At 45.2% G+C, this 25,722-nt stretch carries 28 protein-coding genes; 18 read left to right on the forward strand and 10 right to left on the reverse strand.

The window, feature by feature from the left end; genetic code table 11:
* The first annotated feature begins 1,095 nt into the window (after nucleotides 1-1,095).
* The 3 genes from NOM01_RS09735 (at nucleotide 1,096) to NOM01_RS09745 (ending at nucleotide 4,838) form a co-directional block, all read left to right on the forward strand.
* Entirely contained in the window at nucleotides 1,096-2,568 is a 1,473-nt protein-coding gene (locus NOM01_RS09735) for an MDR family MFS transporter (RefSeq protein WP_255748319.1), read from the forward strand.
* A gap of 38 nt (nucleotides 2,569-2,606) precedes the next feature.
* The gene (locus tag NOM01_RS09740; protein WP_255748320.1) at nucleotides 2,607-3,185 is read left to right on the forward strand and encodes a DUF4811 domain-containing protein; all 579 of its coding nucleotides are present in this window, start codon (nucleotides 2,607-2,609) and stop codon (nucleotides 3,183-3,185) included.
* Between the two features lie 186 nt (nucleotides 3,186-3,371).
* A complete protein-coding gene (locus tag NOM01_RS09745) occupies nucleotides 3,372-4,838 on the forward strand; it encodes an MDR family MFS transporter (protein ID WP_255748321.1) in 1,467 nt (488 codons plus the stop codon).
* A gap of 21 nt (nucleotides 4,839-4,859) precedes the next feature.
* Here NOM01_RS09745 and NOM01_RS09750 read toward each other — a convergent pair whose 3' ends face one another.
* Complete coding sequence (locus NOM01_RS09750; protein ID WP_255748322.1) at nucleotides 4,860-4,994, reverse strand: hypothetical protein; 135 nt, start codon at nucleotides 4,992-4,994, stop codon at nucleotides 4,860-4,862.
* A gap of 283 nt (nucleotides 4,995-5,277) precedes the next feature.
* Between NOM01_RS09750 and NOM01_RS09755 the strand changes: the two genes are divergently transcribed.
* The 3 genes from NOM01_RS09755 to NOM01_RS09765 all read left to right on the forward strand — a co-directional run bounded on the left by NOM01_RS09755 (nucleotide 5,278) and on the right by NOM01_RS09765 (nucleotide 9,107).
* The gene (locus NOM01_RS09755; RefSeq protein ID WP_255748323.1) at nucleotides 5,278-6,651 is read left to right on the forward strand and encodes an amino acid permease; all 1,374 of its coding nucleotides are present in this window, start codon (nucleotides 5,278-5,280) and stop codon (nucleotides 6,649-6,651) included.
* Between the two features lie 365 nt (nucleotides 6,652-7,016).
* The gene (aac(6'), locus tag NOM01_RS09760) at nucleotides 7,017-7,454 is read left to right on the forward strand and encodes an aminoglycoside 6'-N-acetyltransferase (protein WP_255748324.1); all 438 of its coding nucleotides are present in this window, start codon (nucleotides 7,017-7,019) and stop codon (nucleotides 7,452-7,454) included.
* A gap of 267 nt (nucleotides 7,455-7,721) precedes the next feature.
* On the forward strand, nucleotides 7,722-9,107 hold the full coding sequence (locus tag NOM01_RS09765) for a hypothetical protein (protein ID WP_255748325.1): 1,386 nt from the start codon (nucleotides 7,722-7,724) through the stop codon (nucleotides 9,105-9,107).
* A gap of 378 nt (nucleotides 9,108-9,485) precedes the next feature.
* Here NOM01_RS09765 and NOM01_RS09770 read toward each other — a convergent pair whose 3' ends face one another.
* A complete protein-coding gene (locus NOM01_RS09770; protein WP_255748326.1) occupies nucleotides 9,486-10,115 on the reverse strand; it encodes a cupin domain-containing protein in 630 nt (209 codons plus the stop codon).
* 78 nt (nucleotides 10,116-10,193) lie between these two features.
* The gene (locus tag NOM01_RS09775) at nucleotides 10,194-11,072 is read right to left on the reverse strand and encodes a cation diffusion facilitator family transporter (RefSeq protein WP_255748327.1); all 879 of its coding nucleotides are present in this window, start codon (nucleotides 11,070-11,072) and stop codon (nucleotides 10,194-10,196) included.
* Between the two features lie 134 nt (nucleotides 11,073-11,206).
* Here NOM01_RS09775 and NOM01_RS09780 point away from each other — a divergent pair, with 134 nt between their 5' ends.
* Together NOM01_RS09780 and trpB are read left to right on the forward strand one after the other, a co-directional pair.
* On the forward strand, nucleotides 11,207-11,593 hold the full coding sequence (locus tag NOM01_RS09780) for a DUF2500 domain-containing protein (RefSeq protein WP_255748328.1): 387 nt from the start codon (nucleotides 11,207-11,209) through the stop codon (nucleotides 11,591-11,593).
* 151 nt (nucleotides 11,594-11,744) lie between these two features.
* The gene (trpB, locus tag NOM01_RS09785) at nucleotides 11,745-12,908 is read left to right on the forward strand and encodes a tryptophan synthase subunit beta (protein ID WP_255748350.1); all 1,164 of its coding nucleotides are present in this window, start codon (nucleotides 11,745-11,747) and stop codon (nucleotides 12,906-12,908) included.
* Between the two features lie 547 nt (nucleotides 12,909-13,455).
* Here trpB and NOM01_RS09790 read toward each other — a convergent pair.
* Nucleotides 13,456-13,956, reverse strand: a complete 501-nt coding sequence (locus NOM01_RS09790) for a shikimate kinase (protein WP_255748329.1) — start codon at nucleotides 13,954-13,956, stop codon at nucleotides 13,456-13,458.
* Nucleotides 13,957-13,983: 27 nt separating this feature from the next.
* Nucleotides 13,984-14,415, reverse strand: a complete 432-nt coding sequence (locus NOM01_RS09795) for a hypothetical protein (RefSeq protein WP_255748330.1) — start codon at nucleotides 14,413-14,415, stop codon at nucleotides 13,984-13,986.
* A gap of 87 nt (nucleotides 14,416-14,502) precedes the next feature.
* Here NOM01_RS09795 and NOM01_RS09800 point away from each other — a divergent pair, with 87 nt between their 5' ends.
* From NOM01_RS09800 to NOM01_RS09810, 3 genes are all read left to right on the forward strand, one after another.
* Nucleotides 14,503-15,069 carry a GNAT family N-acetyltransferase gene (locus NOM01_RS09800; protein WP_255748331.1) on the forward strand — a complete coding sequence of 189 codons (567 nt, stop codon included), beginning with the start codon at nucleotides 14,503-14,505 and terminating at the stop codon, nucleotides 15,067-15,069.
* 149 nt (nucleotides 15,070-15,218) lie between these two features.
* A complete protein-coding gene (locus NOM01_RS09805) occupies nucleotides 15,219-15,707 on the forward strand; it encodes an HXXEE domain-containing protein (protein WP_255748332.1) in 489 nt (162 codons plus the stop codon).
* A 15-nt stretch (nucleotides 15,708-15,722) separates the two neighbouring features.
* A complete protein-coding gene (locus tag NOM01_RS09810) occupies nucleotides 15,723-16,664 on the forward strand; it encodes a hypothetical protein (RefSeq protein WP_255748333.1) in 942 nt (313 codons plus the stop codon).
* Nucleotides 16,665-16,739: 75 nt separating this feature from the next.
* Here the strand turns inward: NOM01_RS09810 and NOM01_RS09815 are convergent, their stop codons facing one another.
* Nucleotides 16,740-17,378, reverse strand: a complete 639-nt coding sequence (locus NOM01_RS09815; RefSeq protein ID WP_255748334.1) for an alpha/beta hydrolase — start codon at nucleotides 17,376-17,378, stop codon at nucleotides 16,740-16,742.
* A gap of 126 nt (nucleotides 17,379-17,504) precedes the next feature.
* Entirely contained in the window at nucleotides 17,505-18,191 is a 687-nt protein-coding gene (locus NOM01_RS09820; RefSeq protein WP_255748335.1) for an NAD(P)H-dependent oxidoreductase, read from the reverse strand.
* Nucleotides 18,192-18,440: 249 nt separating this feature from the next.
* Between NOM01_RS09820 and NOM01_RS09825 the strand changes: the two genes are divergently transcribed.
* Entirely contained in the window at nucleotides 18,441-19,226 is a 786-nt protein-coding gene (locus NOM01_RS09825) for a glucose-1-dehydrogenase (RefSeq protein ID WP_255748336.1), read from the forward strand.
* Nucleotides 19,227-19,229: 3 nt separating this feature from the next.
* Here NOM01_RS09825 and NOM01_RS09830 read toward each other — a convergent pair whose 3' ends face one another.
* Nucleotides 19,230-19,979 carry a class I SAM-dependent methyltransferase gene (locus tag NOM01_RS09830; RefSeq protein ID WP_255748337.1) on the reverse strand — a complete coding sequence of 250 codons (750 nt, stop codon included), beginning with the start codon at nucleotides 19,977-19,979 and terminating at the stop codon, nucleotides 19,230-19,232.
* Nucleotides 19,980-20,074: 95 nt separating this feature from the next.
* Here NOM01_RS09830 and NOM01_RS09835 point away from each other — a divergent pair, with 95 nt between their 5' ends.
* A complete protein-coding gene (locus NOM01_RS09835) occupies nucleotides 20,075-20,716 on the forward strand; it encodes an NUDIX hydrolase N-terminal domain-containing protein (protein WP_255748338.1) in 642 nt (213 codons plus the stop codon).
* A gap of 5 nt (nucleotides 20,717-20,721) precedes the next feature.
* Here the strand turns inward: NOM01_RS09835 and NOM01_RS09840 are convergent, their stop codons facing one another.
* Nucleotides 20,722-20,928: a hypothetical protein gene (locus NOM01_RS09840; RefSeq protein ID WP_255748339.1), complete on the reverse strand. Its 207-nt coding sequence runs from the start codon at nucleotides 20,926-20,928 to the stop codon at nucleotides 20,722-20,724.
* Between the two features lie 249 nt (nucleotides 20,929-21,177).
* Between NOM01_RS09840 and NOM01_RS09845 the strand changes: the two genes are divergently transcribed.
* The 5 genes from NOM01_RS09845 (at nucleotide 21,178) to htpX (ending at nucleotide 24,407) form a co-directional block, all read left to right on the forward strand.
* The gene (locus NOM01_RS09845) at nucleotides 21,178-21,954 is read left to right on the forward strand and encodes a tyrosine-protein phosphatase (RefSeq protein WP_255748340.1); all 777 of its coding nucleotides are present in this window, start codon (nucleotides 21,178-21,180) and stop codon (nucleotides 21,952-21,954) included.
* A 118-nt stretch (nucleotides 21,955-22,072) separates the two neighbouring features.
* Entirely contained in the window at nucleotides 22,073-22,246 is a 174-nt protein-coding gene (locus tag NOM01_RS09850; RefSeq protein WP_255748341.1) for a hypothetical protein, read from the forward strand.
* Between the two features lie 177 nt (nucleotides 22,247-22,423).
* Complete coding sequence (locus NOM01_RS09855) at nucleotides 22,424-22,831, forward strand: hypothetical protein (RefSeq protein WP_255748342.1); 408 nt, start codon at nucleotides 22,424-22,426, stop codon at nucleotides 22,829-22,831.
* Between the two features lie 127 nt (nucleotides 22,832-22,958).
* The gene (locus NOM01_RS09860) at nucleotides 22,959-23,504 is read left to right on the forward strand and encodes a LemA family protein (protein WP_255748343.1); all 546 of its coding nucleotides are present in this window, start codon (nucleotides 22,959-22,961) and stop codon (nucleotides 23,502-23,504) included.
* A 12-nt stretch (nucleotides 23,505-23,516) separates the two neighbouring features.
* Complete coding sequence (gene htpX / locus NOM01_RS09865; RefSeq protein WP_255748344.1) at nucleotides 23,517-24,407, forward strand: zinc metalloprotease HtpX; 891 nt, start codon at nucleotides 23,517-23,519, stop codon at nucleotides 24,405-24,407.
* Between the two features lie 455 nt (nucleotides 24,408-24,862).
* Here htpX and NOM01_RS09870 read toward each other — a convergent pair whose 3' ends face one another.
* Nucleotides 24,863-25,489 (reverse strand): NADPH-dependent F420 reductase, encoded by a 627-nt coding sequence (locus tag NOM01_RS09870; protein ID WP_255748345.1) that lies wholly within the window; start codon nucleotides 25,487-25,489, stop codon nucleotides 24,863-24,865.
* Nucleotides 25,490-25,722 lie beyond the last annotated feature (233 nt).

Below are 25,722 nucleotides of genomic sequence, written 5' to 3' on the forward strand. Positions count from 1 at the left end.
CAGAACTGAATCAATGCACGAAAAAGGGGTTCAATGCACGAAACTCAGAGCTCAATGCACGAACCAACGATCCCCATGCACGAACGCGGGCTCAGAGCCGAGTCAATGCACGAAAAAGGGGTTCAATGCACGAAAACCAGAGCTCAATGCACGAAAGAACGGTCCCCATGCACAAACGTGGCTCAGAGCCGAATCAATACACGAAAAAACCCATTCAATGCACGAAACTCAGAGCTCAATGCACGAAAGAACGGTCCCCATGCACAAACGCGGGCTCAGAGCCGAGTCAATGCACGAAAAAACCCATTCAATGCACGAAACTCAGAGCTCAATGCACGAAAGAACGGTTCCCATGCACGAACGCGGGCTCAGAGCCGAGTCAATGCACGAAAGAACGGTCCCCATGCACAAACGCGGGCTCAGAGCCGAGTCAATGCACGAAAAAAGGGGTTCAATGCACGAAAATCAGCGCTCAATGCACGAACCAACGATCCCCATGCACAAACGTGGCTCAGAGCCGAATCAATGCACGAAAAAGGGGTTCAATGCACGAAAATCAGAGCTCAATGCACGAAAGAACGATCCCCATGCACAAACCGCGGCTCAGAGCCGAGTCAATGCACGAAAAAACCCATTCAATGTACGAAAATTAGCGCTCAATGCACGAACCAACGATCCCCATGCACGAACGCGGGCTCAGAGCCGTGCCAATACGAAAAGTCATAGGCAATTTGACTCGATCACATTTTTTTCTTGTTCATAGGTTCCTGTTTCATTCATATATATAGGAGTTCAATACATAAGCAGTACACAATCATGCAAAAAATGGGTGCGACAGAGCGGCTTATTAAAAAAAGATATATTTGATTCTGTCGTACCTTCCTCTAATTTGGCACCAAAGGTAGGGGGCTCTGATCGAAATAATTTTCCTTAACTAATGAAAAAAATTGCATCATTCATATTAAGTTCATAATCGGGGGGTACCATCGACTGTGGACAATTCAGCTGTTTGGTTGATGTGCGAGAAATTGTGTAAAAATAATTGAGACGAATTGCAATGAAAATTCATCTGAATTAAGTAAAGGAGTTAGATGCATGACCCAAAAAAATACGACCGTTGATATTAACGGAAAACCGTATAATCGGACCTTTTTAATTATTATTTTGCTGATCGGTGCGTTCTGTACGATTTTGAACCAGACGTTGCTTGCGACAGCGCTCCCTGATATCATGAAAGATTTCGATATCACGGCAGCGACTGGACAGTGGCTGACCTCAGGATTTTTGCTGATGAACGGTGTCATGATCCCGGTTACCGCGCTACTTATTAATAAAATCAATTCCAGGGTTCTGTATATCAGTGCCTTGACCATTTTCCTGCTTGGAACGGTTGCGGCGGCTGTCGCACCGAATTTTTCACTACTCTTAACCGGCCGAATTATTCAGGCTGCGGGTGCCGGAATTATGATGCCGCTGATGCAGACCATTTCTCTATTAATTGTGCCTAGAGAAAAACGCGGTATTGTCATGGGGCTTGGCGGACTTGTTGTCGCCTTTGCACCGGCGATCGGCCCGACGCTTTCCGGATGGATTGTTGACAGCTACAACTGGCGCGTACTTTTCTATATGATGATCCCGATCGTGGCATTAGTCATTGTACTTGCCTTCACGGCTATGAAAAAAGTTGTGCCGCTTACGAATCCGCGGATTGATTACTTGTCCATTGTCTTATCGACGATTGGTTTCGGCGGTATGCTCTACGGCTTCAGCAGTGTCGGCAACTATGGCTGGTCGGATGGCCGAGTGATATGGCCACTTATTGTCGGCTGCATCTTTATCGTTCTATTCATTTGGCGGCAGCTGGTTATGAAGGAACCGATGCTGGAGCTGAAAGTATTCAAATCGCCGATCTTCACGCTGTCGGTTGTCATCAGCAGCATTGTTATGATGGCAATGATCGGTGCGGAACTGGTACTCCCACTTTATATTCAGAACCTCAGGGGCGAGAGCGCTCTGCATTCAGGGCTGATCCTGCTTCCTGGCGCTATCATCATGGGCTTGATGAGTCCGGTTACCGGCTTGATTTTCGACCGGATTGGTTCACGCAAATTGGCGATCACCGGAATTTTTCTGCTCACAGCCGGAACCTTGCCGTTCATGTTCTTGACGCAGCATACGAGCTATGCTTCCATTATTGTTCTGTATGCCGTACGTTTTTTAGGAATTTCCATGGTCATGATGCCGGTAACAACGGCTGGGATGAACGCGTTGCCTGACTCGCTGATGAGCCATGGCACCGCGGTCAATAATACAATTCGTACGGTGGCCGGCTCTATTGGAACGGCTGTACTGATCAGTATCCTAACCAATGTGACCAAGCACAACGCGCCAAGCAGCAGTTTGAAGCACACCGATCCGGCACAATTCATGCATAAATCGATTGATGCCGCACTAAATGGCATGAACACCGCATTCATGGTTGCCATTATCTTCTGCCTGCTGACGCTTGTTCTGACCTTTTTCATTAAAGGCAAGGAGAAGAATCCGGCGGCTCAAGGCGCAGATTAATTGAATAGATCTGATTTTATGAAATGGGAAGTGATGATGTGATTTTATATACGTTAATTATAAGTGTTATACTCTTCGTCATATTCATCTTCACGAGCGGTTCAAAGCTGTTCTCAAAGCATAGATGGCTTCAGTATCTTTTAGTTGCTCTGTCTTTGATCGTGTTTCTCGGCAGTGAGACTTTGTTGGTTATGAACGAGCATAGCCATTTCGGAATGAAGACGAAGGTATTTACAAAAAAAGTTTCGATCTACTCTGCAACCGGTGCGGCAGCGAATCCGCAGGTTCCGTTTATGCTGCTTCATCAAGATGCGGGTAAAGATCGGATTTACATCTATAATACGGAGAAGCAGGGCAAGCCGAAAATGAAGCATACGCAAATCACCGACAAAAATGCGGTGAAGAATACGGATCAGTCGGCTTATCTTGCGATTGAGAAGAAACGGCGCGTGTTTAAAAACGATTTTTATAAGAAATTGTTTGCGTTCAGCGGAAATAAAAATGTTCTCGTTTCAACGCAAAATGTTTTCTATGTTCCTGAAAATCATCAGGTGATGAGTGTCAAAGAACTGAAGAAAATGCAAAAAGAAATGCAAAAGAAGCAAGCGAAAAAATAAAAGCCGACTCCAATCTTGAATGGGACGGCACCAACAGGAAACGCTCACCGTTAAAGGTGGGTGTTTTTTGTTTCATGGGATTCGCTTGGTATTCGTTGCTGCAATGAGTGAACAGGTGCCGAATGAGCCATACTACAAAAATAAGAATGAAGAATAGGTGCGGATTTTTTGAAGGAGAATGATGTAATGACTGAATCTATGCGCAGTATCGATTGCGACGGAAAACCGTACAATCGATTTTTTTTGATCGTTATTCTGCTTGTCGGTACTTTTTGTGTTGTTGCCAACCATACGGCCATCACAACGGCCCTTCCGGGTATTATGCGCGATTTTCATATTGATGCGGACACCGGGCAGTGGCTCACCTCCGGATTCTTGTTGATGAATGGAATTATGATTCCGATTACGGGGTTGCTGATGCATCGCGTCAGTTCAAAAAAGCTATATATGGCCGCGATGCTGATCTTTCTGGCTGGAACCTTTCTGGCTATATCCGCACCTAATTTCCCGACGCTTTTAATTGGGCGTCTGGTTCAGGCGGTTGCAACAGGCATCATGATCCCCTTAATGCAGACAATCCTTCTGCTCATTTTTCCAAAGAGTAAGAGAGGAGTGGCGATGGGGCTGGACGGTCTTGTGCTTGCTTTTGCACGTGTGATCGGACCAACGGGTGCCGGACTGATCATCGACCATTTCAACTGGCGTGTTCTTTTTTGTGCGTTTATTCCTATTGCACTGTTGGCGGCACTCCTTGCGCCGGCAGCCATGCGAAAAATTGTTCCTCTTGAACAGAAGAGCATTGACTTTGTCTCAATCATGCTGTCAACTTTAGGCTTTGGGGGTTTGCTTTATGGATTCAGCAGTGTTGGTCATCACGGCTGGTCTTCGCCGATTGTAATCGCAGCGCTCGCATTTGGAGCAATCGGTCTTATTGGTTTTATCTATCGAGAACTGACCATAGACAATCCCATGCTGAATCTACGTGTTTTTCGATCACCACTGTTCAGCCTTTCTGTTGTTGTCGGTGGAATCTTGATGGTCGTCATGTTCGGTGCAGAGCTTGTGCTGCCGCTTTATATTCAAAATGTGCGGGGAGAAAGTGCCTTTTTTTCCGGCCTTGTGATGCTGCCCGGCGCTCTTGTCATGGGCCTCATGTCTCCGGTGTCCGGCGTTATTTTCGATAAAATCGGCATTCGTCAGCTTGCTATTACAGGTATGGGGCTGTTAACGCTGGGGACGATTCCCTTCGTTTTTCTGACGATGAGCACACAATTAGGTGCGATCATCATTCTCTATGCGGTACGTTTTCTTGGCATTTCCATGGTCATGATGCCCATGACTACTGCAGGCATGAATACATTACCTAATGTGCTTATGAGCGATGGGGCAGCAGTTACCAATACCATTCGTACCATTATCGGTTCAATCGGTACCGCCATTCTGATCAGTGTGATGTCCGATGTAACTAAAAGCGAATTGCCGGAAAAGAGCATCTATGGATCTGATCCGGCTTTATTCCATTTACTCAAAACGGATGCAGCATTGAATGGTGTGAATGCCGCGTTTCTTGTCGCAATCGGATTTTGCGTTCTGACGTGGGCGCTGACTTTTTTTATAAAGGACACCCGACAAATCACTCACCCCATTCGGTAAAAGTATGAAATTTTTCTATGATTAAGGTCGGCGAAGAGATGCCAATTTTTCTAGAAAGCCGGCGATTAAATTAAGGTCATCCGCTGTGTACTCGTTCATTAATGCCATACCTTGCCGATCCATTTCCATGTGCATCGCCTGATGACAATCAGCCACCAGCTCGCCATCCTGAGTTGTCGAGAAATAAATCTCTTTCTTATTATCGGGACGCTTCTCTTTTCGAATGAACCCGGTCGGAAAAAAACATGCGGATGCTCACAGCGGATTTGCCACGTGGCTTCTGGACAGATTATGTAAGAGGAAAGGGCTTTGACTTGGAGTGACTCTTTGAAAAAATGGGATCTTGACAGTCGAAGGGAGACGACTATAATTGAAAATACCGCCCGCTTTATCACTTTAAAGCGGGATTGTAAACCATAGAGAGAAAGGATAAGAAAAAATGGCTGCAACAGAAGGAAAGAAGGAATCACTCCGGCGCGGATTATTGCCGCGCCACATTATGCTTATGGCTATGGCCGGAATGATCGGCACAGGTATTTTTAAAGGAAGCGGCGATACCCTGAATATCGCCGGCCCGAGTGTCACGATCGCGTACTTGGTATGCGGGTTGATTTTGTTTATCGTTATGGTCGCGCTTGCCGAGATGGCGATCGCTTATCCGGGGCTTAACATGCAGCATTTGATGCATAAAGCATTCGGTTTCCGCACGTCGATCATGATCGGCTGGCTGTACTGGATCAACTGGATGATTGTGACCGTTGTTGAAGTGCTTGCAGCGGGCAGCTTTCTTAATTATTGGCTTCCAGGTGTGCCCCTATGGGTACTTGCCGGTCTATGCGGTCTGTTTATTATCGGTATCAATCTTTTTCAGGTCAGCCTTTACGGTGAATTTGAATTCTGGTTCGCCGGAATCAAAATCGGTGCGATTATCGTGTTTATTATTCTCGGCTTGTTGATTCTGTTTGGCATCATTCCGAGTCCGGCCAATCCGACGAAGAACCTGTTCGGTTACGGCGGCTTTTTCCCGCACGGGTTCGGCGGAATGATTTCTGCACTTCTCGTTGTTATTTTTTCATATGGCGGCTCCGAATTGATTGGTTTGACGGTAACGGAAGCCAAAGACGTGGAGCATGTTCTGCCGAAGGTCATAAAGAGCGTTGTATCACGGGTGATCATGTTCTATATTTTGCCGATCATCATTATTTGCGGCATGATGCCGTGGAGCAGTGTCTCTGCCACGGAAAGCAGTCCGTTCGTTCAAGTGTTTGAAGCAGTCGGTCTGCCCGGCGTACCGCATTTGATGAACTTTGTGTTGCTGACAGCCGTGCTTTCGGCAGCAAATTCAGGAATTTATGCGACAACGCGGACGCTGTATGCCATGGCTGAACGCGGCGAAGCGCCAGGCTTTGTGCGCAAGCTGTCAAAAAGTGGTGTGCCGCTTGGCGGGATTGCGTTGACGACAAGTTTTCTAGCTGTCGGTGTTGTGCTGGCGTACTTATCGCCAAGTCAGATTATCAATCAATTGATGAGCATCCCCGGATTCACCATTTGTCTTGTCTGGATCGCCATCTGCGCGGCTGAATTGAAGCTGCGCCCCAGCTATAAACAGCTTCCATTTTTCAAAATGGCCGGATTCCCATACATGACCATTGTCGGGTTGGTTTCATTGTCATTAATCTTTGTGACATTCGTCCTCAATGCAGCCAATCGGGTAGGAACGCTGACCTGTCTTGCCATTATGGTGATCTTGATTGTCGTTTCATTTCTAGTGAAAAATGAAGCAAAATCGCACGAAAGTGAAAATTTGTCTTAAATGTGGACTGAATAAAGAGGCTGTCCTTTGCGGATGGCCTCTTTTACGTTAATGACTGAATAAAATCGCAAATCTATAGGAAAAGTGATAAACAAGTGAAAGTTCAACCGAAGAGAGAAAAAGTTGAGCCGAACACTCGAAAAGTTAGGCCGAATGCATAAAAAGTTAAACCAAAGAGTGAGAAAGTTAGACCGAAAAGAAGCAGTTCAACCGAACACTCGGAAAGTTGACCCCACGCCATCAAAAGTTCAACCGAAGAGAGGAAACTTAGCAGGAATTAACAGAGAAATTATTGTTTTCCGCTTTCGCATTTCTGATTTCACGATAAAATGAAGAGAAAAGAAAGTTAGGGGAGACGATGGGCTATGGAAATTTTTAAAGGAACGATGAATCAATTGGACGCACTCGTCGATCTGGAGCTCGAATTGTGGCCGCATGACACGCGCGATCAATTGCTTGAGAAAACGCAGGAGCAGCTTCATTCCGCTGATCATGTGTTTTACATGATCAAACAAGAACGATCATTTATTGCGTTTATCCATACGTCGATCCGAAAGGGTTATGTTGAGAGAGCAGCTGCGAGCCCAACTGGATACATAGAAGGAATTTATGTGAAGCCCGATTTCAGACGAAAGGGTGTTGCACAAAATTTGGTGGAAGCAGCAGAGCTGTGGGCGAAGGCCAAGGGCTGCAAGCAAATCGGTTCGGACACGGAGCTGTCGAATCAGCCCGGCTATTCGTTTCATATTGAAGCCGGCTTTCACGAAGCGAATCGAACGATTTCTTTTATTAAAGATTTGTAAACGGTGCGGATCATCTTAGAACGGGAACATTTTGATAAAGATCCTCGCATGGTGCAGTAAGGACTGAGTGGGCTGATTTTTATGGAGAAATGATAGTTGATGAACAGGCTGTAAATACTATGACGTATAATTATACGTCAACCAATAGTTAATGTTGATTGAAATGGTATATCTGGGTTGGGGTGTCGTAGATCTTATTTGAATTGATGCTGTTTATAAATCAAGACTGTTGGTGAAATGTTCAATCAAAAAGATGGAGAATAAACAATGAACAAATCTGTCATCATAAACGCCTTGTATGATCGCTATATTACGCCAACTACTGACAAGAGAGAAAGATCTATTGGCATTGAAATTGAAATGCCAATTATTCATATGGATGCGCAGCCCGTCAATTTTTCAGTGGTACACCAACTGACCTCAGCCTTTGCCGATCGTTTTCACATGGAGGCATTGGGAAGAGATGATGAAGGACATGTTTATTTGCTTGAGAATCCCGAATTTGGTGATTCACTATCGTATGATTGCTCTTACAACACATTGGAGATTTCACTTGGAAAGGGAAGAGACCTTTTCGCTTTAAATGAGCGGTTCAGCACGTACTATCGCTTTATCAACCGCTTTCTTCGACCTTTTCGTCATTCGCTGACAGGAATGGGTGTAAATCCTTATCGTAATAGTAACCACAGCACCCCAATTCCTAATGAACGTTATCGGATGCTGTATCATTTTTTAGGACTCTATAAGCACTATACGCATCCCGATTTCTTTCATACCTATCCTAATTTTGGAATGTTTTCCAATGCATCGCAAGTGCAAATTGATATTCACGAATCAGAATTGTTAGATACCATTCAAACGTTCGAAAAGCTGGAACCGATTAAGGCACTGCTCTTTTCGAATTCGGTCATGCCTGAGGAAGAAGGCAATGCGATTTGCGTTCGTGATATGTTGTGGGAAAACAGTATGCATGGGCTGAATCCGAAGAACGTTGGTTTTTATAAGCAGAATTTGACTTCCGTAGAGGATTTGCTTGATTATATGCAGCAGGAGAGCATTTATTGTGTGATGCGGAATGAAATCTATATTAATTTTACGCCGACTCCTGTCTCTGACTATTTCAGCGGCGGTGATCGGGTTGGTGAATTTTGGAACGGTTCAGACTATCAAAAAATCGCTTTTACACCGGAAATTGAAGATTTGCAGTATCTAAGAACATTCAAGCTGGAAGATTTAACGTATCGCGGTACCATTGAGTTTCGCAGCAGCTGCTGCCAGCCTATCAAGTATAACATGACCGTAGCAGCGTTTCATGTTGGTCTTATTGAAATGCTTCCGCAACTAAAAGAACTGTTTGCGCAAGATCATGTGTTATACGGTCATGGGCAGGATGCTGAGGCGCTGCGTAAGGCTTTCTGCAAGGGGATGATGTTGGAATTCATTGACAGAGATCAATTGCAACATTTGATCCTGTCCATTCTTGATCTTGCTCAAATCGGTCTTGAAAGACGTGGCAAAAAAGAATCAATTTTTTTAGAACCGCTTTATGACCGAGCTGATCGGATGACCAATCCCGCGACCGAGTATTTGCGTGCTTTGTCAGACGGAATACCGATGGATGTGCTTGTTCGGCAGTATGCAGAAATTGACTAAGGTCGAATCATTTTTGATGTGTTCATATTGCAAATAATTCGTCTCATCTGTTTTTGGAGATGCTGATCAAAATGCTCGCCATCTGCTGGAATTAATAAAAAACCGGGCGTTTTTTTTTGCCCGGTTTTTCTTACAAGTAAAAAAAGTATAAAATTTTGCCCCGTATTTAAACGGATAAACAAGTGTCTTGGCCGAGAATCAAAGCAGAGGTGCGAGACGCCTGCGGGTGCGGTCCTGTTGATCGCGTACCAGCGAGCAACCGAAGCGATGATTCAGCACCGTAAAAACACAAACCAATCACATATGGATGGAGAATAAAAACCGGGCGTTTTTTTGCTCGGTTTTTCTTATTAATGAAATTCCTCACCCGCATTAATCTTATGAGAACGTACTCGGATTCGGATTCGCTGCAGCGGGACCGGCAAAATAACTCTGGTGCTGCTGGGTGCTCGGCTGCACTGGATGGGCATTCGGTACATTGGCGCTTGCACAGTCTGTTGGGGGACCGAGAATGGTTGACTTGCGAATCGGCGCAACGGTTTGCGCGTAGGCAGTTGGGTCAATACAATAAGCTCGGTTCATCACCTCTGCCGGTGTAAATCGCAGAAAATCAGAACCTAAAACAACATCAGGAGTGGGCACGTCAAAAATAGTGAGCAGATGGACATCATCAGTCAAAGCGATAATCCAGTGAAACCAGCCCCTCGGAAGCATCGAAACCTCGCCGGGACCGATTTGATAACTCATCAACTTTTGCGTGAAGGGGTTGAACACCGACGTAATCACGGAACCGCTGATCATGTAGACCATTTCTGAAGCATTGGGATGCCAGTGAGGCTGAATAATGATGCCACGGGTCATATGGGCATTAAAAAAACCGTTTTTTATTTCCGGAAATTGCGGACCGAACAATTGGCTGATGTAATTTTTTGTATCACGCCGTTCTGTGATCGTTTTTGTCGAGTCTGCGGATAAGCGGAAAGCGGGATCAGATGGATTTACTTGCATGCGCGTCATCCTCCATTTTTAATGGGCTAAACGCTATACCGTATGACAAGGCATGATGGAGGGTTCCTCTATTCCAAATTAATTCTGTTCGTTCGGCTCAACATGAACATGTACATCAAAAACATCGTACTTGTCCATCAGCACTTTCTCGACTTGCGATGAGATTTGGTGTGCTTCCCTAAGCCCCATGTCCGGATGGACAACGATGACTAAATCGATGACCGTATTGTTACCATAGGTCCTGCCACGGATATCGCGAACACCTTCAACGCCCGAGACAGAATGAACAATCTGATCAAACGAGCTTAAGAGTTCATCGTCAAAGCCGTCGGACAGGTTGTAGGATGACTCTCTGAAAATATCCCACGCCGTTTTGCAGATCAGGACGCCGATCAAAAGAGCAACAACCGAATCAAGCCATGGAAGATGGAGCTGCGTGCCAATGATACCGGCGCTCGCACCGACGCTGACCCATGCGTCAGACAAATTATCTTTAGCTGCCGCCAGCACGGACGCGCTCTTTGTCCGCATGGATAATCGTTTATTGTACGCGTAAACGAAAAACATGACCGCGGCACAAAATAAGCCGACCCATGCAGCGAGAAGATCCGGCCTTTCCTCATGCCCTGTAAAAATTGATTTTGCACCGTCGAAGAATACCTGAACGCCAACAGCCATCATGACAAAAGAGGCAAACAACGAAGCAATGGTTTCGCTGCGCCAATGACCGTATGGATGGTCGCTGTCTGCCGGACGCTGGGAAAGACGCAGGCCGACCAGCACGGCAGCTGATGCAACAATATCGGTCACATTATTAAATCCGTCGGCGCTGAGTGCCCGTGATCCCATGGTGAGACCGACAAATAATTTCAGTGCTGATAGAACGAGATAGGTAATAATGCTGATGATTGCGCCGCGCTCACTTAATTTTAAGTTCAAGTATTTATCTTGAATCATTACAAACACCCTAACTTTCTTTTTTGCTAAGCCGTTTACATAAAATCTTTTGCTATAATGGAAAAAATATGATTTAAGCTCATATCCTAATACCCCAAAAGAGAACGTGCAAATCCAAGCCAGGAGGTTATTTTATGATTGGCAATTCATTTGATGCCAGTTTTCAAGGCATGCAGATTTTGTTTTACATTGGATTTTTCGCTGTTATTGCAATCATCGTAGTAAGTGCTGTAAAAGGGATGGCGACGTGGTCTTCGAATGAGCAAAAACCACGACTCCGCGTACATGCCTCGGTGGTGGCGAAACGAACACAGACTTCAGGCGGAAATCAAACAATGGTTTCCACAAACTATTATGCCACATTTGAAGTCGAAAGCGGAGATCGGATGGAGTTTCGCCTAAACGGCTCTGAATACGGTGAACTAGCCGAAGGAGATCGTGGCATGCTTGATTTTCAAGGAACCAGATTTCAAGGCTTTACGCGTGAATCAGAGAACGCAGACGCGCAATATCACGATTGATGCAAAAGTTTGGAAAATTTGTGCCAGTCAATTCATTCACCTTGACTTTATCAGCAATTTATCAGAAACTTATAGAGCACCACATTTTCGGCATCTTCCATAGGGCGGATGCGAAAAAAAGAACAGGAGCTGAGTAGAGATGAGTAAGAGTATGAGCGTAGTAACAGAGGCAGGAACATTTGGTGAATTCGGCGGAAGCTATGTACCGGAGGAATTGCAAAAGGTTTTAGCGAAGATCGCCGAGGCGTTCGACAGGTACAAGGATGATCCTGAATTCAACGAGGAATTGCATTATTATTTGAAAGAATATGTGGGGCGTGAAAATCCGCTGACGTTTGCGAGGAATCTGACGGAACAAGCGGGCGGCGCGAAAATCTATCTGAAAAGAGAAGATTTGAATCACACTGGCGCGCACAAAATTAATAACACAATCGGCCAGATTTTACTGGCGAAACGGATGGGCGCAAAACGGATTATTGCCGAGACCGGTGCCGGACAGCATGGTGTCGCAACGGCGACTGTAGCCGCTCTGTTTGGATTGCCATGTACGATTTATATGGGTAAATATGATACCGAACGCCAAGCATTGAACGTCTTCAGGATGGAACTGCTTGGCGCCGAAGTCGTTCCTGTAGAAAAAGGGCAAGGACGCCTGAAGGATGCCGTTGATGTTGCATTAGGCGACTTGGTTCAAAACCATGAGACGACTTACTACCTGCTTGGTTCAGCGGTCGGACCGCATCCTTATCCGACGATGGTTCACCACTTTCAATCCGTGATCAGCGAAGAGTCGAAACGCCAGATTTTGGAGAAGGAAGGCAAGTTACCAGCTGCGGTTGTTGCTTGTGTCGGCGGTGGCAGCAACGCGATCGGTGCGTTTGCCCATTATATTGACGAACCAAGCGTCCGTCTTGTCGGTGTGGAGCCTGTTGAGGCAGCAAGCATTGCTGAAGGAGTGCCGGCGGTTATCCACGGATTTAAGTGTTACGCCCTGGTGGACGAAAATAATAATCCAAAGCCAACCTATTCCATTGCTGCTGGCCTGGATTATCCAGGCGTCGGACCGGAGCACAGTTATTTGAAGGCATCCGGCCGCGGTGAATATGTGACCGTGACCGGTCAAGAAGCGCTTGATGCATTCTTGAATCTTTCTAAGGTTGAGGGAATTATTCCGGCGCTGGAAAGCGCGCATGCCGTAGCTTATGCAATGAAACTTGCAAAGACGCTGCCGAAGGACGAAAGTATCATCGTCAACCTTTCCGGCCGTGGCGATAAAGATGTGAAGCAAGTATATGAGATGCTGCAGAAAAAATAAAAATGACTATGCGATCTGAAAAATAGATAGATGAAACAAAAAAGGCGGCTTGGCATTCAAATCGAATGCTTGGGCCGCTTTTTTTCTATGCATGCGTTAGCGAATGGTGTGGACGATCAGGTAGCGCCCAATCTGAGAAATAAAGGGAGAAATTCCGTTTAATTAAAAAATGAATGAAAAAATTGTATAAATAGACGGAGAAATTCCGCTTATCGAACCGAAGAACGTGAAAATGGAGGCTTTTTCTTTGCATAACCGGAAAAATTACCCTTATTTACCCGCGAAGCAAGTGCCATGATGCATATAAGCGGAAAATTTCCGCTTATTTTACTCGTTACTTAATTAAGGACACATTGCCTTATGAAATCGAGATGTCTGTTCAAGCACAAGGTGGATGATTCAATACTGCATTTGGAGCAAAGAAACTTTCGCTAAGAACGCGAAAACCATCACGTCCTGTGAAAGTACGTCCTGCACGCAACACGAAAGCTACCGCATCCTGCGGAAGTAAAGACCTGACGCGTTCTACTGAGTTTTTATAAATGTGTTAGTAAATGGCTTTAGCGATTGCCTCAAGTTCATCAACAACAGCATGAATTGGTTTTTGCGTATTGATTTCCAAAGTGGCCCCGGCACGAAGAAGCGGTTCAACTGCGGTACAGTCACTTATGATCCGTTCTCGATCTTCTGACGTTTTTCCAAAGGGATTATTATTACGCGTTTTGACACGCTCAAGGATGGTTTCGAGAGGTGCAGACAAGAGTACAATGACATCGAATTGAGGGTAAAATTTGCTCTGATTGCGGACGCAGCCGGAGATAAACACTATGCCTTCATCATGCTTTGAAAGAAGCTCGTTTATGCGCTCTTCATGCCACAGCTGTTCAAAACCCTGCCCACCGGCAAGCGGCACCTCCATACTGAATCCATCATAGTCGGTGTCGACAACGGTGTATCCTCTGCGCGCCAGTTCAATCAACGTGGTGGATTTTCCGGTGCCGGACATACCCGTTATGAAGATGACGTTTTTTTTCGGATGCTCGTTCATATAGAAATCTCCTTTAAATAAAGTCCGTTATTGTACCTTAACAGAGAATACATAATCAGAACTGCCGCGCGTCCATTGTGATTGGAGGAGGATAACATAGGTTCCTGGTTTTTTCGGAAGTGTGATTTGACTTTTGTGGACAGCCAGTTCCGGTCCAGTTTTACGGTCACGCCAGATGTACGCCATAAGCTTTGGATTGGAATGATCGGCAAAATTAATTTTCGCTTTTGTGCCTGGTTTGATCACTTTGGTGTGCAACATGTTAAATATAATGTCTGAATGACCGGATACTCGATTAAGATAGAATAATCCATAGTACCAATTATAATTTTTTTCTACCGTTTCTATCCGAGCATGATTCACCGTGACAATGGCAGTTGGCGGTTCATGTTTAGATAAAAGTGTGCCCCCAGCAAACAAAAGCAGTACGCACAAAATTACCCATCTAACTATTTTCATTAGATTCCTCCAGTGCTTTTTTTCCATTCTAAACTATATTGTGGTTCAAGTGATGATACAATAGAAAAAAATGAGAGGATGCGTCCTATGTTCCTTCATAAAATTGATAATGAGATCTCATTGAAACTCATTGATCTGGGTGACGCAGAGCGAATCTTTGAGATGACCGATAAGTCGCGCGATCATTTGCGCGAATGGCTGCCTTGGCTGGATATGACAAGAACCGTTAACGATACGCGTGCGTTCATTCAAGGCGCGCAAAGAGGTTATGGTGAGAATCGCAGCTTGACAACGGTCATTCTGTTCAATGGAGCGACTGCCGGAGTGATCGGGTTCAATGAATTGAATATGATGAACAAGACTGCGCAAATTGGCTATTGGCTTGGTGCCGGTTACCAAGGAAAGGGGCTCATGACACGCGCGGCTGCCGCAATGACTGATTACGCGTTCAATGAACTCGGAATGCACAAGGTGGAAATTCGCGCTGCTTCAGGCAATAAAAAGAGTCGTGCCGTGCCTGAACGGCTCGAATTTAAGCAAGAAGGCTGCATCCGCCAAGCCGAATGGCTTTACGATCATTACGTGGATCATGTCGTGTACGGAATACTTGATTCCGAGTGGAAAGCAAAGAAAAACAAGAAAGCTAACAAATGAAAATCTATACCTATCGCACAATTCTTGTCACTTCATATAGGACCCTCGCAATACATAACGAATAAAATGGAATCAACGACTTTGATGATGATTGGATGTCCGCACTCTCAAGTATCTTGCAGCCGGTTATTAACTTTTAGGAGGCCGCCATGTCCTCATATCTTTTACTACTTTTCATACTTGCCTTCTTCCTTCATAATGCTGAGGAAGCCATTTGGCTTGTGAGAAAATCTGCGCAGCCGTCGAAAATAAAAAGGCAACCAAAGCCTACGCAAGATCAATTTTTGTTCGCTGTTCTTTTTGTCACAGCTCTTGCGGTTTTGATCACGGCTTTCTATCTTTTCTATCCCGATCAATGGTTTTTGAAATATGCTTATTTTGGTTATGTCGGTGCAATGATCCTCAACGTTTTCCTTGTTCATCTGCCATCAACGATTCTTGAAAGAAGATATTCGCCGGGATTGATGACAGGACTCTTGGTGCTTGTGCCGGTGAATGGGCTTCTGATCACAAGAGTTTTTCAAATAAAACTCTTGTCACTTGCCGATTTAATTGGCGCAACAGGGATCATGGCTGCACTTTTGCTATTGGCTATTCCGTTGCTGTTTCGACTTGCGGGAACACTGATTCATTATTAAAAGGGGGAAATCGCAATGCTTGATCGATTCGACAAAGAACTTCTAGAAATCAAAGAACAAGTGAAGTACAAACGGAAATGGGAAGATCAGCTTGGGCGTCTGCAGGATGAGGCAGAGCAGCAGGAAATAAAAGTGCATATGCTTAAATCCATGCTTCATAAGGAACAAAGAGATGTAGAGCGTATGGAGTCGTTCAGCGTGCCCGCTATTCTTTATTCAATTATTGGACGAAAACTGGAAAAAATTGATAAGGAGAAGCAGGAAGCAGTGGCGGCAGAGCTGAAGTATCAGGAGGCTTGTCGCACTTCGGAGGATATGAAAAAAGAAATGGCTGAGCTAGAAAGCCAGTTAGCATCCGTGCGAAATGCGGATGAGCGCTATTCAGAGTGGATGCAGAGAAAAGAGCAACTTATTCATGACGCCCAATCACCGCTAGGCGAAGAGCTGTACAAATTAATGGACCATGAGGCGGAGCTTCGCGCAAATCTCAAAGAGTATGGCGAAGCGTTCACGGCAGGTGCGCAGGCACGCAACGCGCTTGAACGCGCACTGAAATCGTTAGGGTCTGCGGAAGGTTGGTCGAACTGGGACATGTTCGGTGGCGGCTTCATTTCGACAGCGATAAAACATGAAAAGATGGATGACGCGCATGGCGATATTCATGAAGCGCAACAAGCGCTGAGACAATTTCAGAATGAATTGAGTGATATTACCGATGCCGCGCTAACTGATCTCGAAAATGATCAACTCCTGAACTTCGCCGATTACTTTTTTGATAACATCGTGACCGATTGGATGGTACACAGCAAGATTCAGAACTCAGAATCGCAGACTAGAAAGATTCTGCAGCAAACCAATAGCCTGCTCAGCACTTTAGACGCGCAAATTACCGATCTGAAGCAGCAGCGCGATATGATCGAACAGAAAAGAGTGACACTGATCGAATCTGGACAGTGACACTTTTGGCTGGTTGTCATTCTGGCAAAAGCTAAAAAAATCCCATTCGAATTGTTCTCGAATGGGGGTTCAACCTTATGCCTCGAACTGAGCCTTCAGCCAGTTCTGAATATCGTTGACTTCATCCATAATGACACCATGAGCAGTGGGGTACTCTTTATAGGTGACACTCAGCTTCTTACCTTCGAGAAAGCTCTGCGTCGCCTGACCGATTTTTGCCGGAAAGAGAGGATCAAACTGTCCGTGTCCGACAAAGAAAGCTGGCTGCGTGCCAAATTCTGTTGTTCGGGCAGCTTCAGCGACATAACCGGGCAGACGACCGCTCAAAATCACAGCACCACTCGATTTTTCAGGATAAAGCAGAGTGTAGGACAGGCCCAAAATGGCACCTTGGCTGAAGCCAAGATAATATCTCGGTTGTTTTTCGGAGAGCCCTTCTTTTTGAATCGCTTCATCAAAGAATGTATCAAGATCATGCAAGGTGCCGTTAATCACTTCCTCTTCAGTCTGTCGTGAAAAGTCGGGCACATAGTACGTAAATCCGGAGCCATATGGCCGGTCGCCTTGTACATCTATCTGTACAAAATTTTTCTCACCATCTCCGGGAATGGAGCTGAGATCGTGATAATTGGAGCCAACGCCATGCATCGTGAAAAGGATTGGAGTCGTCTCTGTAACTGTTTCGGGCTTGGTGATTTTATATAAATAGGTCATTGTCCCACCTCTTTCTGTTGATAGCTATAGTTTATTTTCTTACAAAAAGTAAGTCAAAGAATTGTTCTTGGAGTGTAAAAAAAACCTGCGCAACGAATTCACGCAGGTCTCTTCTTATAATAAAGGTTAATTTTTCCACTCGATGACGTCTTCAATCGGCTGTCTTGTCTTCGGACGTGGGTCCTTGGCGCGATAACCAAAAGCCGCCATGCAGGCAATCCCGAAATCGTTGCCCTTAATAATGCCTTCTTCACTTAAGACTTTTTCCACCTGATCCTTGTTGAAGCCTTCCATTGGGCAGGAATCGATGCCGATTTCAGCAGCTGCAGTCATCATATTACCAAGCGCAATATAGCACTGGCGGCAACCCCATTCGAAGAAGACACGTTCATTTTCAGCCAGGGTGAAATCCACCTTTTGAAAATTAGCGATCGCATTGGTCATCATTTTGGCAACATCCGGCGGACATTGCTGAATGTCATTGATCATGTGCTGAACGTGCTCGGAATGTGCATCCAGTCCGGAGTGCAGCCGAGACAAAATCAGCACGAAGTGACTTGCAGTCTTCAGCTTTTCGGTTGCCCCCCAAGCTGCCGGGGCAAGCTTGGCGCGCAGCTCTTTATTTTGTACGACGACAAATTTCCACGGTTCAAGACCGAATGAGCTTGGCGATAAATGACCGGTTTCCAAAATGAACTGAAAATCTTCATCGCTGATTTTCTTTGCCGGATCGAATTGCTTGCAGGCGTGCCTGAATTGAAATGCGGATAAAATGTTTTCTTTAACTTGTTCCTTGTTCATGGTCTGATTCATGACTTAATTCCTCTTCCTTCATGTTGAAATAGATCCGAATTGAGTGCTTCCTAGGTTCGCGTACAACTCGGTCACAGTCAGAAACATCCATCATGTTCACAGAGATTATTATAGTCTCCATGTTTTAATAAAATAAACTAAATTGGCTCGCCTGCTTGAGGCTGCGTAAATATCGCCAACCGGTCTGACTTGATATTCCCGCTGATTTTTCTCACAATAAAAGGAACACGAAAAATTGGAGGGAGCACTATGTATTCAGATCTATTCGGAAAAACAGCTGTTGTCACAGGCGGATCTAAAGGAATTGGGAATGCAATTTCGCGCCGATTAGCCGAAGAAAAGATGTCGGTGGTCATCAACTACAACAGTGGCAGCGGGCAGGCAGAACAAACGGTTGAAGAATTAAACAAGGCCGGTGGGAAAGCCATTGCAGTGCAAGCGGATGTGGGAACCGAGAGCGGCGTCCAGTCCTTGCTGGATGCAGCAGTAGAACATTTTGGCGGATTGGATGTATGGATTAATAATGCCGGGATGGAAAATCGGGCACAGACGCATGAGCTCAGTCTTGAAGACTGGGAGAAGGTTATGAATGTCAATCTGACCGGAGTATTCCTCGGTGCGAAGACAGCGATCAACCATTATTTGGCACACAATAAAAAAGGCACAATCATCAACATGTCTTCCGTTCATCAACGAATTCCGTGGCCGACTTTTGCACACTATGCCGCCAGCAAGGGAGGCGTCAAACTGTTCACGGAAACAATTGCTTTGGAATACGCCAAACGCGGCATTCGAGTCAATGCAATTGCACCCGGTGCCATTCAAACGCCAATCAACGCAGAAAAGTTTGCGGATCCCGAACAAAAACAAAGTACCCTGAACCTGATTCCAATCAATTATATCGGCAAGCCGGAAGAAGTTGCGGCCGCAGCGGCTTGGCTCGCCTCAAATGAATCAAGTTATGTGACCGGTACGACTATTTTTGTGGATGGTGGTATGTCACTTTATCCGGAATTTTCAGAAGGAAACGGCTGATCTTTATACGCATCCATAATAGCATCGTGTTTCATTCGGAAACGAAACAGCACCGTTTTGTTCATAACGAGAGAACAGCTCCGTCAACGCTTGAACGAACGGCTGGCGGCTTGCATCGCCCGGCTTAGGGGCATAGGAAGCCGATAAATGCCGGCCGATAAAGGCATCGAGCGTATACCGGAGCGGGTGACTATAGGTTTTAACAGAATACGCGCCATCTCGGAAAAAGCGTAAAAAACTTGAACGGTCACCATCAATACCGCCGGAGAAGCCGCGAAAATTTGGGCAGAATGTCTTGCAGATTTTCGCGGTTTCTTTAATGAGCGGTGCGTTCGGTATGCGGCTGTTCCAAATAAGGGCAACTTTTTGATCCGGCTTTAAAATGCGGCAGCATTCTTTCTTGAAATCATTGACGTCAAACCAATGAAACGCCTGTGCGACCGTGACCAGATCCGCGCAATGGTCAGGAAGTTGCGTGTGCTCGGCGTTGCCGGAGACTGATGTGAACTGAGAATACGTGTTGAGTGATGTCTCCGCGGCGGTACGCATATCTTCATTGGGTTCAACAGCGATAACCTTGACGCCGCGATCGAGCAGTTGTCTGGTCAGAATGCCTGTGCCTGATCCAATATCGGCGACAATAAATTGCGGACTCGGATGGGTAAGCAGATCATCCAGCAGCAATTGCGGATAGTCGGGACGGAAGCGAGCGTAGATTGAAGCTTTACCGGTAAATTTATCAGTGTTATTCATCCTGATTCCCCATTTCATCATTAATTAAGTGCTTTCCATCATCGTACATGATTATTTCAACTTTTCATAGATACATACCCATTGGAGGGATTTGCATGAATGAGAGAAACAGCGAACGATTTAGCGATAAACCTTGGCTGAACTGGGCGATGGAGCTTCAAGCCCTGGCACAGGCCGGTCTCGCCTATTCAAAGGATCGCTTTGATCAGGAACGATTCGCACGCATTCGTGAAATTGCAGCGGAAATGCTGAGCCTGAAAACCGGTTTCTCGCTCGACCATGTCAAAGCGATTTTCTGCAATGAAACCGGCTATCAAACACCGAAGCTTGATACACGTGCGGCGATTTTTCAAGATAACCGGATTTTGCTGGTGAAAGAGAATGCCGGCACATGGTCGTTGCCCGGAGGATGGGTCGATGTGGATCAATCGATTAAATCGAATACAATCAAGGAAGTGAAGGAGGAGTCCGGACTGGACGTCGTTCCGATTCGGCTTATTGCCATTCAAGATCGCAATGCACATAATCTTCCGGTGTATGCTTATGGCGTCTGCAAAGTGTTCGTGCTTTGCACACTGATTGGCGGACAATTTGAAAAAAACATTGAAACAACTGAGACCAGATACTTTGGTATCGACGAACTGCCGCCCCTTGCTGAGGAAAAGAATACTCCGAAACAAATCAAGCTGTGCTTTAGAGCGGCGAGCGATCAGAATTGGGTCGCGGAGTTCGACTGAGCACGTTACTTTTTCGTTTTCTTCATGCCTTTAATCATTTCAGATCCAATAGCGCCAATGACTAAAATGATCAGAGAAATCACGCTGTAATCCTTGAAAAAGGTTGTAAACGGCACATGCATCAACCGGAAAATCAGCGTCAGCAGCCGGCCGAAAAGCAGAATAATACCGATAAAAAATAACCAGTTAAAGAGCTTTTCGAAAAAGATCATTCTTTACCTCCTGTTATTTTGTCGCTTTAAGGACCATTCGATGAACCCAAGGAATAGGTTTCAAGATACGGTTCTTGCGCAATTGTTGAACCCGGTCAATAGGAAGTACGCGCAGGTTGCACCATCTCCATTTAAAAAGACTAAGTAAATAAAAGTTTGACAGATCGTTAGCATTGTCGCAACAAACTGAATAACAAACTATGATAAAATAAATGAAAAAGAGAAGCTGAATGGGAAGAGGGGATGCTGATGGAAAGCAATGTATTGATGGAGCGCGTGCTGCCTCTTGAAGGTGTATATAATTTTCGCGATATGGGCGGAATAAAAGCACGAGACGGACGGAAAGTGAAAAAGGGACTTCTTTTTCGTTCTGCGGAACTGACCGGAATGACGAATGAAGATAAAAAAAATCTAAAGCCTTTGAATCTCAAACTCATCTATGATTACCGTGACAAAGCGGAAGCTGTGCTCAAGCCGGATCCGCAAATTGGCAACGAACGGCATGAACGAATTGCGGTAAATGGGGAAGATAAATTGACCGCCAGAGATGAGTGGAATCCGGAGCTTTTTTATAAAACATTTACACGTGAAAAATTCGCGCAAGTCTATCGAAAAATGCCAATTGAGAACGGTTCGTATAAACGATTGATGCAGTTGTTTAAGAAACCGGAAGAAAATTTACCGGTGCTTCACCACTGTGCCGGCGGCCGCGACCGAACCGGTGTCGGCGCAATGCTGCTTTTGCGTACCCTTGGTGTTTCCTTCGAAACCATTATGGAGGACTACCTTTTCTCAAATAAAACATTGGTTGCTTATCACCAGGAAACGTTTGCCGAAGCTGCGCAGTACGTATCCGGAGCCCAACTGAAAAATTTTGAAGAAGGCTTCTTGCTGCACGAAGAATACCTGGACGCATCGATCGGCTCCATTTTCGGCAGCTACGGCAAGTTCGGCAAGTACCTGGAGCGAGAGTTCGGCATCACGCGCGCCGATCGCGAACGGATTAAGGATTTTTGTTTGGAATAATTTTTTAAAAAGGACGGCTTGAGCAAAGAGAAGCCGTCTTATTCTTTCTATTGTGGATTCTGCAGAAAAACAGGATATACTTAAGTAAAGCATGTTAAGAGAACGGAGGTCGTTTACTTTGAACAAAAATATTGATTCTAGAGACAAAGAGATCCTTCGAATGGTTCCATACATCATTGATCGTGCACGTATCGACGGCAAGGCCAATAATACACCGATTGTTTATAAGAAAAATGGACAAATGGTTGAAGAATATCCGGATGGAACGATTAAAATCGTTAATGAGGCTTAACTTTATGTGCACACTGTACGTATTTGCCGGAAATAACGGAAGTGGTAAAAGTACTTTTCGGAGCTTAATTTTGGATAAAATGGATTCCGACATCAATGTTGACACCGACTTAATAGCCAAAAATATGAAATTAAATCATGTGAATAATCCTCAAATAAAAGCAGGGAAAAAATTCAAATGATTCACGAGTGTATTGAAAAGAAAATAAACTTTTCAATGGAAACAACGCTATCTGGGAAACTTGCAGTGAATCAAATTTTGACTGCAAAAGAAAAAGGATTTACCATCAAAATGTTCTTTTTGTTTTTACAAGACGATTCGTATAATTTAAGAAGAATTAAATATCGTGTTGAAAATGGAGGACATAATATTCCCAAAGCAGATGTATTTCGCAGAAAAGATCGGTCAATTAACCATTTTATTAAACTTATTGATGCTTTGGATGAGTCATTTTTGATTGATAATACTGGAGGTATGCCGACTACAGTAGCAATCATACAAAGTGGAAAAATCGTTGTACAACGTAAGCATGCAGTACCCTCATGGATGATCGAGTATTTTCAAAAAAAAGAAAACGAAGCATAACTTGAGCAGCATCTTACACCGTGAGGAGCTGTTTTTTCCTATTCTTATAGGAATTATTACATGAATAGGCTATGGATGACATTCAAATGCTATACTTAAATCAACAGAAAAAAAGGAGAGGGAACTTATGACAACATGGATTATTATCGCCATCCTAGCAATTATCGTGATTTATTTTATTGCTCAATACAACGGTTTGGTCAAGCTCCGCAACTGGGTGCAGGAATCGTTCAGTCAGATTGATGTGCAGCTAAAGAGGCGCCATGACCTGATCCCGAATCTCGTGGAAACGGTTAAAGGCTATGCGAAGCACGAAAAAGAAACGCTGAATCAGGTTATTGAAGCACGAAATGGTTTGATCAGTGGTACGCCGCAGCAGCGAATTGAAGCGGATAACCAGATTGAAGGTGCGTTGAAGTCAATTTTTGCTTTAGCAGAATCCTATCCGGATTTGAAAGCGAATCAGAACTTTCTGCAGCTCCAGGAAGAATTGGCGACAACAGAGAACAAGGTTGCTTATTCCCGTCAGCTGTATAACAAGACGGTGAAGGATTATAACATCAAGCGTGAATCGTTCCCATCGAACATTATCGCCGGAATGTTCAACTTCAAAAGAGAAGAGCTGCTCACAATCCCTGAGACTGAACGCGACGTGCCTAAGGTTACCTTTTAACGGAGGCTGCTCATGCTCTATCAACAAATCCAACAAAATAAGCGAAAAACGCTCGTGCTGCTCACCTTTTTCTGTTTTCTTGTCCTTGTGATCGGCTGGGCGGTTGGCTATTTTCTGAACGGGGACATGCTTTCAGGACCGATCATTGCGGCGGTGGTACTCGCATTTTATGTGCCCATTACGTTTGCAAGTGCTCGTGCTCAAGTTCTGAGCATGGCTGGCGCGCGAGAGATCAAGAAAAGCGACAATCCAATGGTGTTTAACGTGGTTGAGGAGCTGGCGCTCGCGGCGAATGTTCCCATGCCGAAAATCTACATTGTCGATGACCCGTCACCCAATGCGTTTGCGACCGGTATGAAACCGGAGTCCAGCGTGATCGCCTTCACGAGCGGCCTGCTTGAACGGCTCAACCGTGAGGAGATCGCAGCAGTCACCGCACACGAATTTTCTCACATTAGAAATTACGACATTCGTCTGATGACACTGTGTATTGCACTTGTCGGTGTGATCGTTGTTGTCGCGGACATTGGCCAGCGCATGTTTTTCTGGGGCGGCGGCCGAAGCAATAAGCGTAATAATGAAAAATCGAATCCGATCTTCATGATTATTGCCCTTGTCCTGATCATTCTCGCGCCGCTCGTCGCGCAATTCGTGCAGCTCGCGGTATCGCGCAACCGTGAATATCTAGCCGATGCATCGGCGGTGGAACTGACACGCGATCCGCAGGGGTTGATCAACGCACTGACCAAGATCAGCAGTGATGACAAAGGTATGAAGCATGTTAAGGATGCAACGGCTTCAATGTACATTTCCAATCCGTTTGGCAAGAAACGTAAGAAAACCAACTGGTTTGCGACTCACCCATCAACCGAAAGCAGAATCGAACGGCTTAAGGCGATGTAAAATAAATAAACAGCCCCCTCGCAGAAATTCTAACGAGGGGGTTTTTACTTGCGCAAAAATTCATGCGGACAAACTCGGAATTAATTGGGGAAACGATCAATTTAATCGGGGGAAAGTCCGAAACAATCAGAGAAAAAGTACACCTAATCCGGGAATCGAGTGTGTCCGCGACTTTTATCCAATCAAACTCGGAATGAATCAGGGAAAAAACAGTTTAATCCGGGAAAACTTCAGGCCAATCTGGGGAAAAGTGCATCTATTCCGGGAATCGAGCCCATGGCAACTTATATCAGGACAAATTCGGCATCAATCGGGGGAAAATTCAAGTCAATCCAGAAATAATCGCGCCTAACCGAAGAATGGATGCCAAATCACATTTTATCCAGGACGTTAAAAATCGGCACAGCGATTTTTTTTCGCTGTGCCGCCTTTAGTTTATGTCAACTAGATAGAAATCACGCTTGTTGCAGAAGATGAATCAATTCGTCACGGTTCGCACGGGCACAGTAAGCAGGAGTGCCATTTTGAAAACGATAGCCTTCATGCAGCGCGCCGGCGTCATAGACATCGAAACCAATGGATTCAATCAAGTCGATGACTGTTTTCTTTGCTTCCGCGTCGTTTCCGGCAATCGGGAGCGTTCGTCGTTGCGGATCGCCTTGCGGTTTGGCAGTTGTTTGAATTTCTGAAGCAATGATTGAGTTGAACGCTTTGACTACGCGTGCATTCGGAAAATGTTCCGCCGTCAATTCACTGGTCGTCGCCGTTCCGTCATCAAGCGATGCGATATGCCCATCTCGGAATGGATAATAGTTCATGGTATCAATAATTACTTTGCCATCCGTTCCGGAGGTTGATAATTTAGGAAGCGCATAAAGCGGTACCGTCACAACAATCAAGTCACCCTCATGTGCTGCTTGTTCCGCAGTGGCAGCTTTTGCCTTAGGACCTAATTCTTTGACCAAGTCGGACAGTGTTTCCGGACTGCGGGAATTGGACATCACAACGGAATGACCGGCACGGAGAAAGCAAGAGGCAACGGTTCGGCCGATATTGCCGCTGCCGATAAACCCGATTTTCATAATAATCGCTCCTTTCGCTATTCACGATTAGTGTAGCATTCATCAACATGAGCGTCTAACAACTTGGCTCGAAGCAAGACGAGCAGACCTTGTTTTTAGGTGAATTGTTAAAAACAAGATCAAGAGGCGCGGAACGGAATCGGTATTAGAAAACTTGGCTTCGCCAAGCCTCTGACGAAGGCGAAGACTTAGTTGCACTTATACCATTTTCCTTAAAATTTATATACTTATAG

Origin of the sequence: Sporolactobacillus sp. STSJ-5 (assembly GCF_024385605.1) — a bacterium.
GTDB lineage: Bacteria > Bacillota > Bacilli > Bacillales > Sporolactobacillaceae > Sporolactobacillus.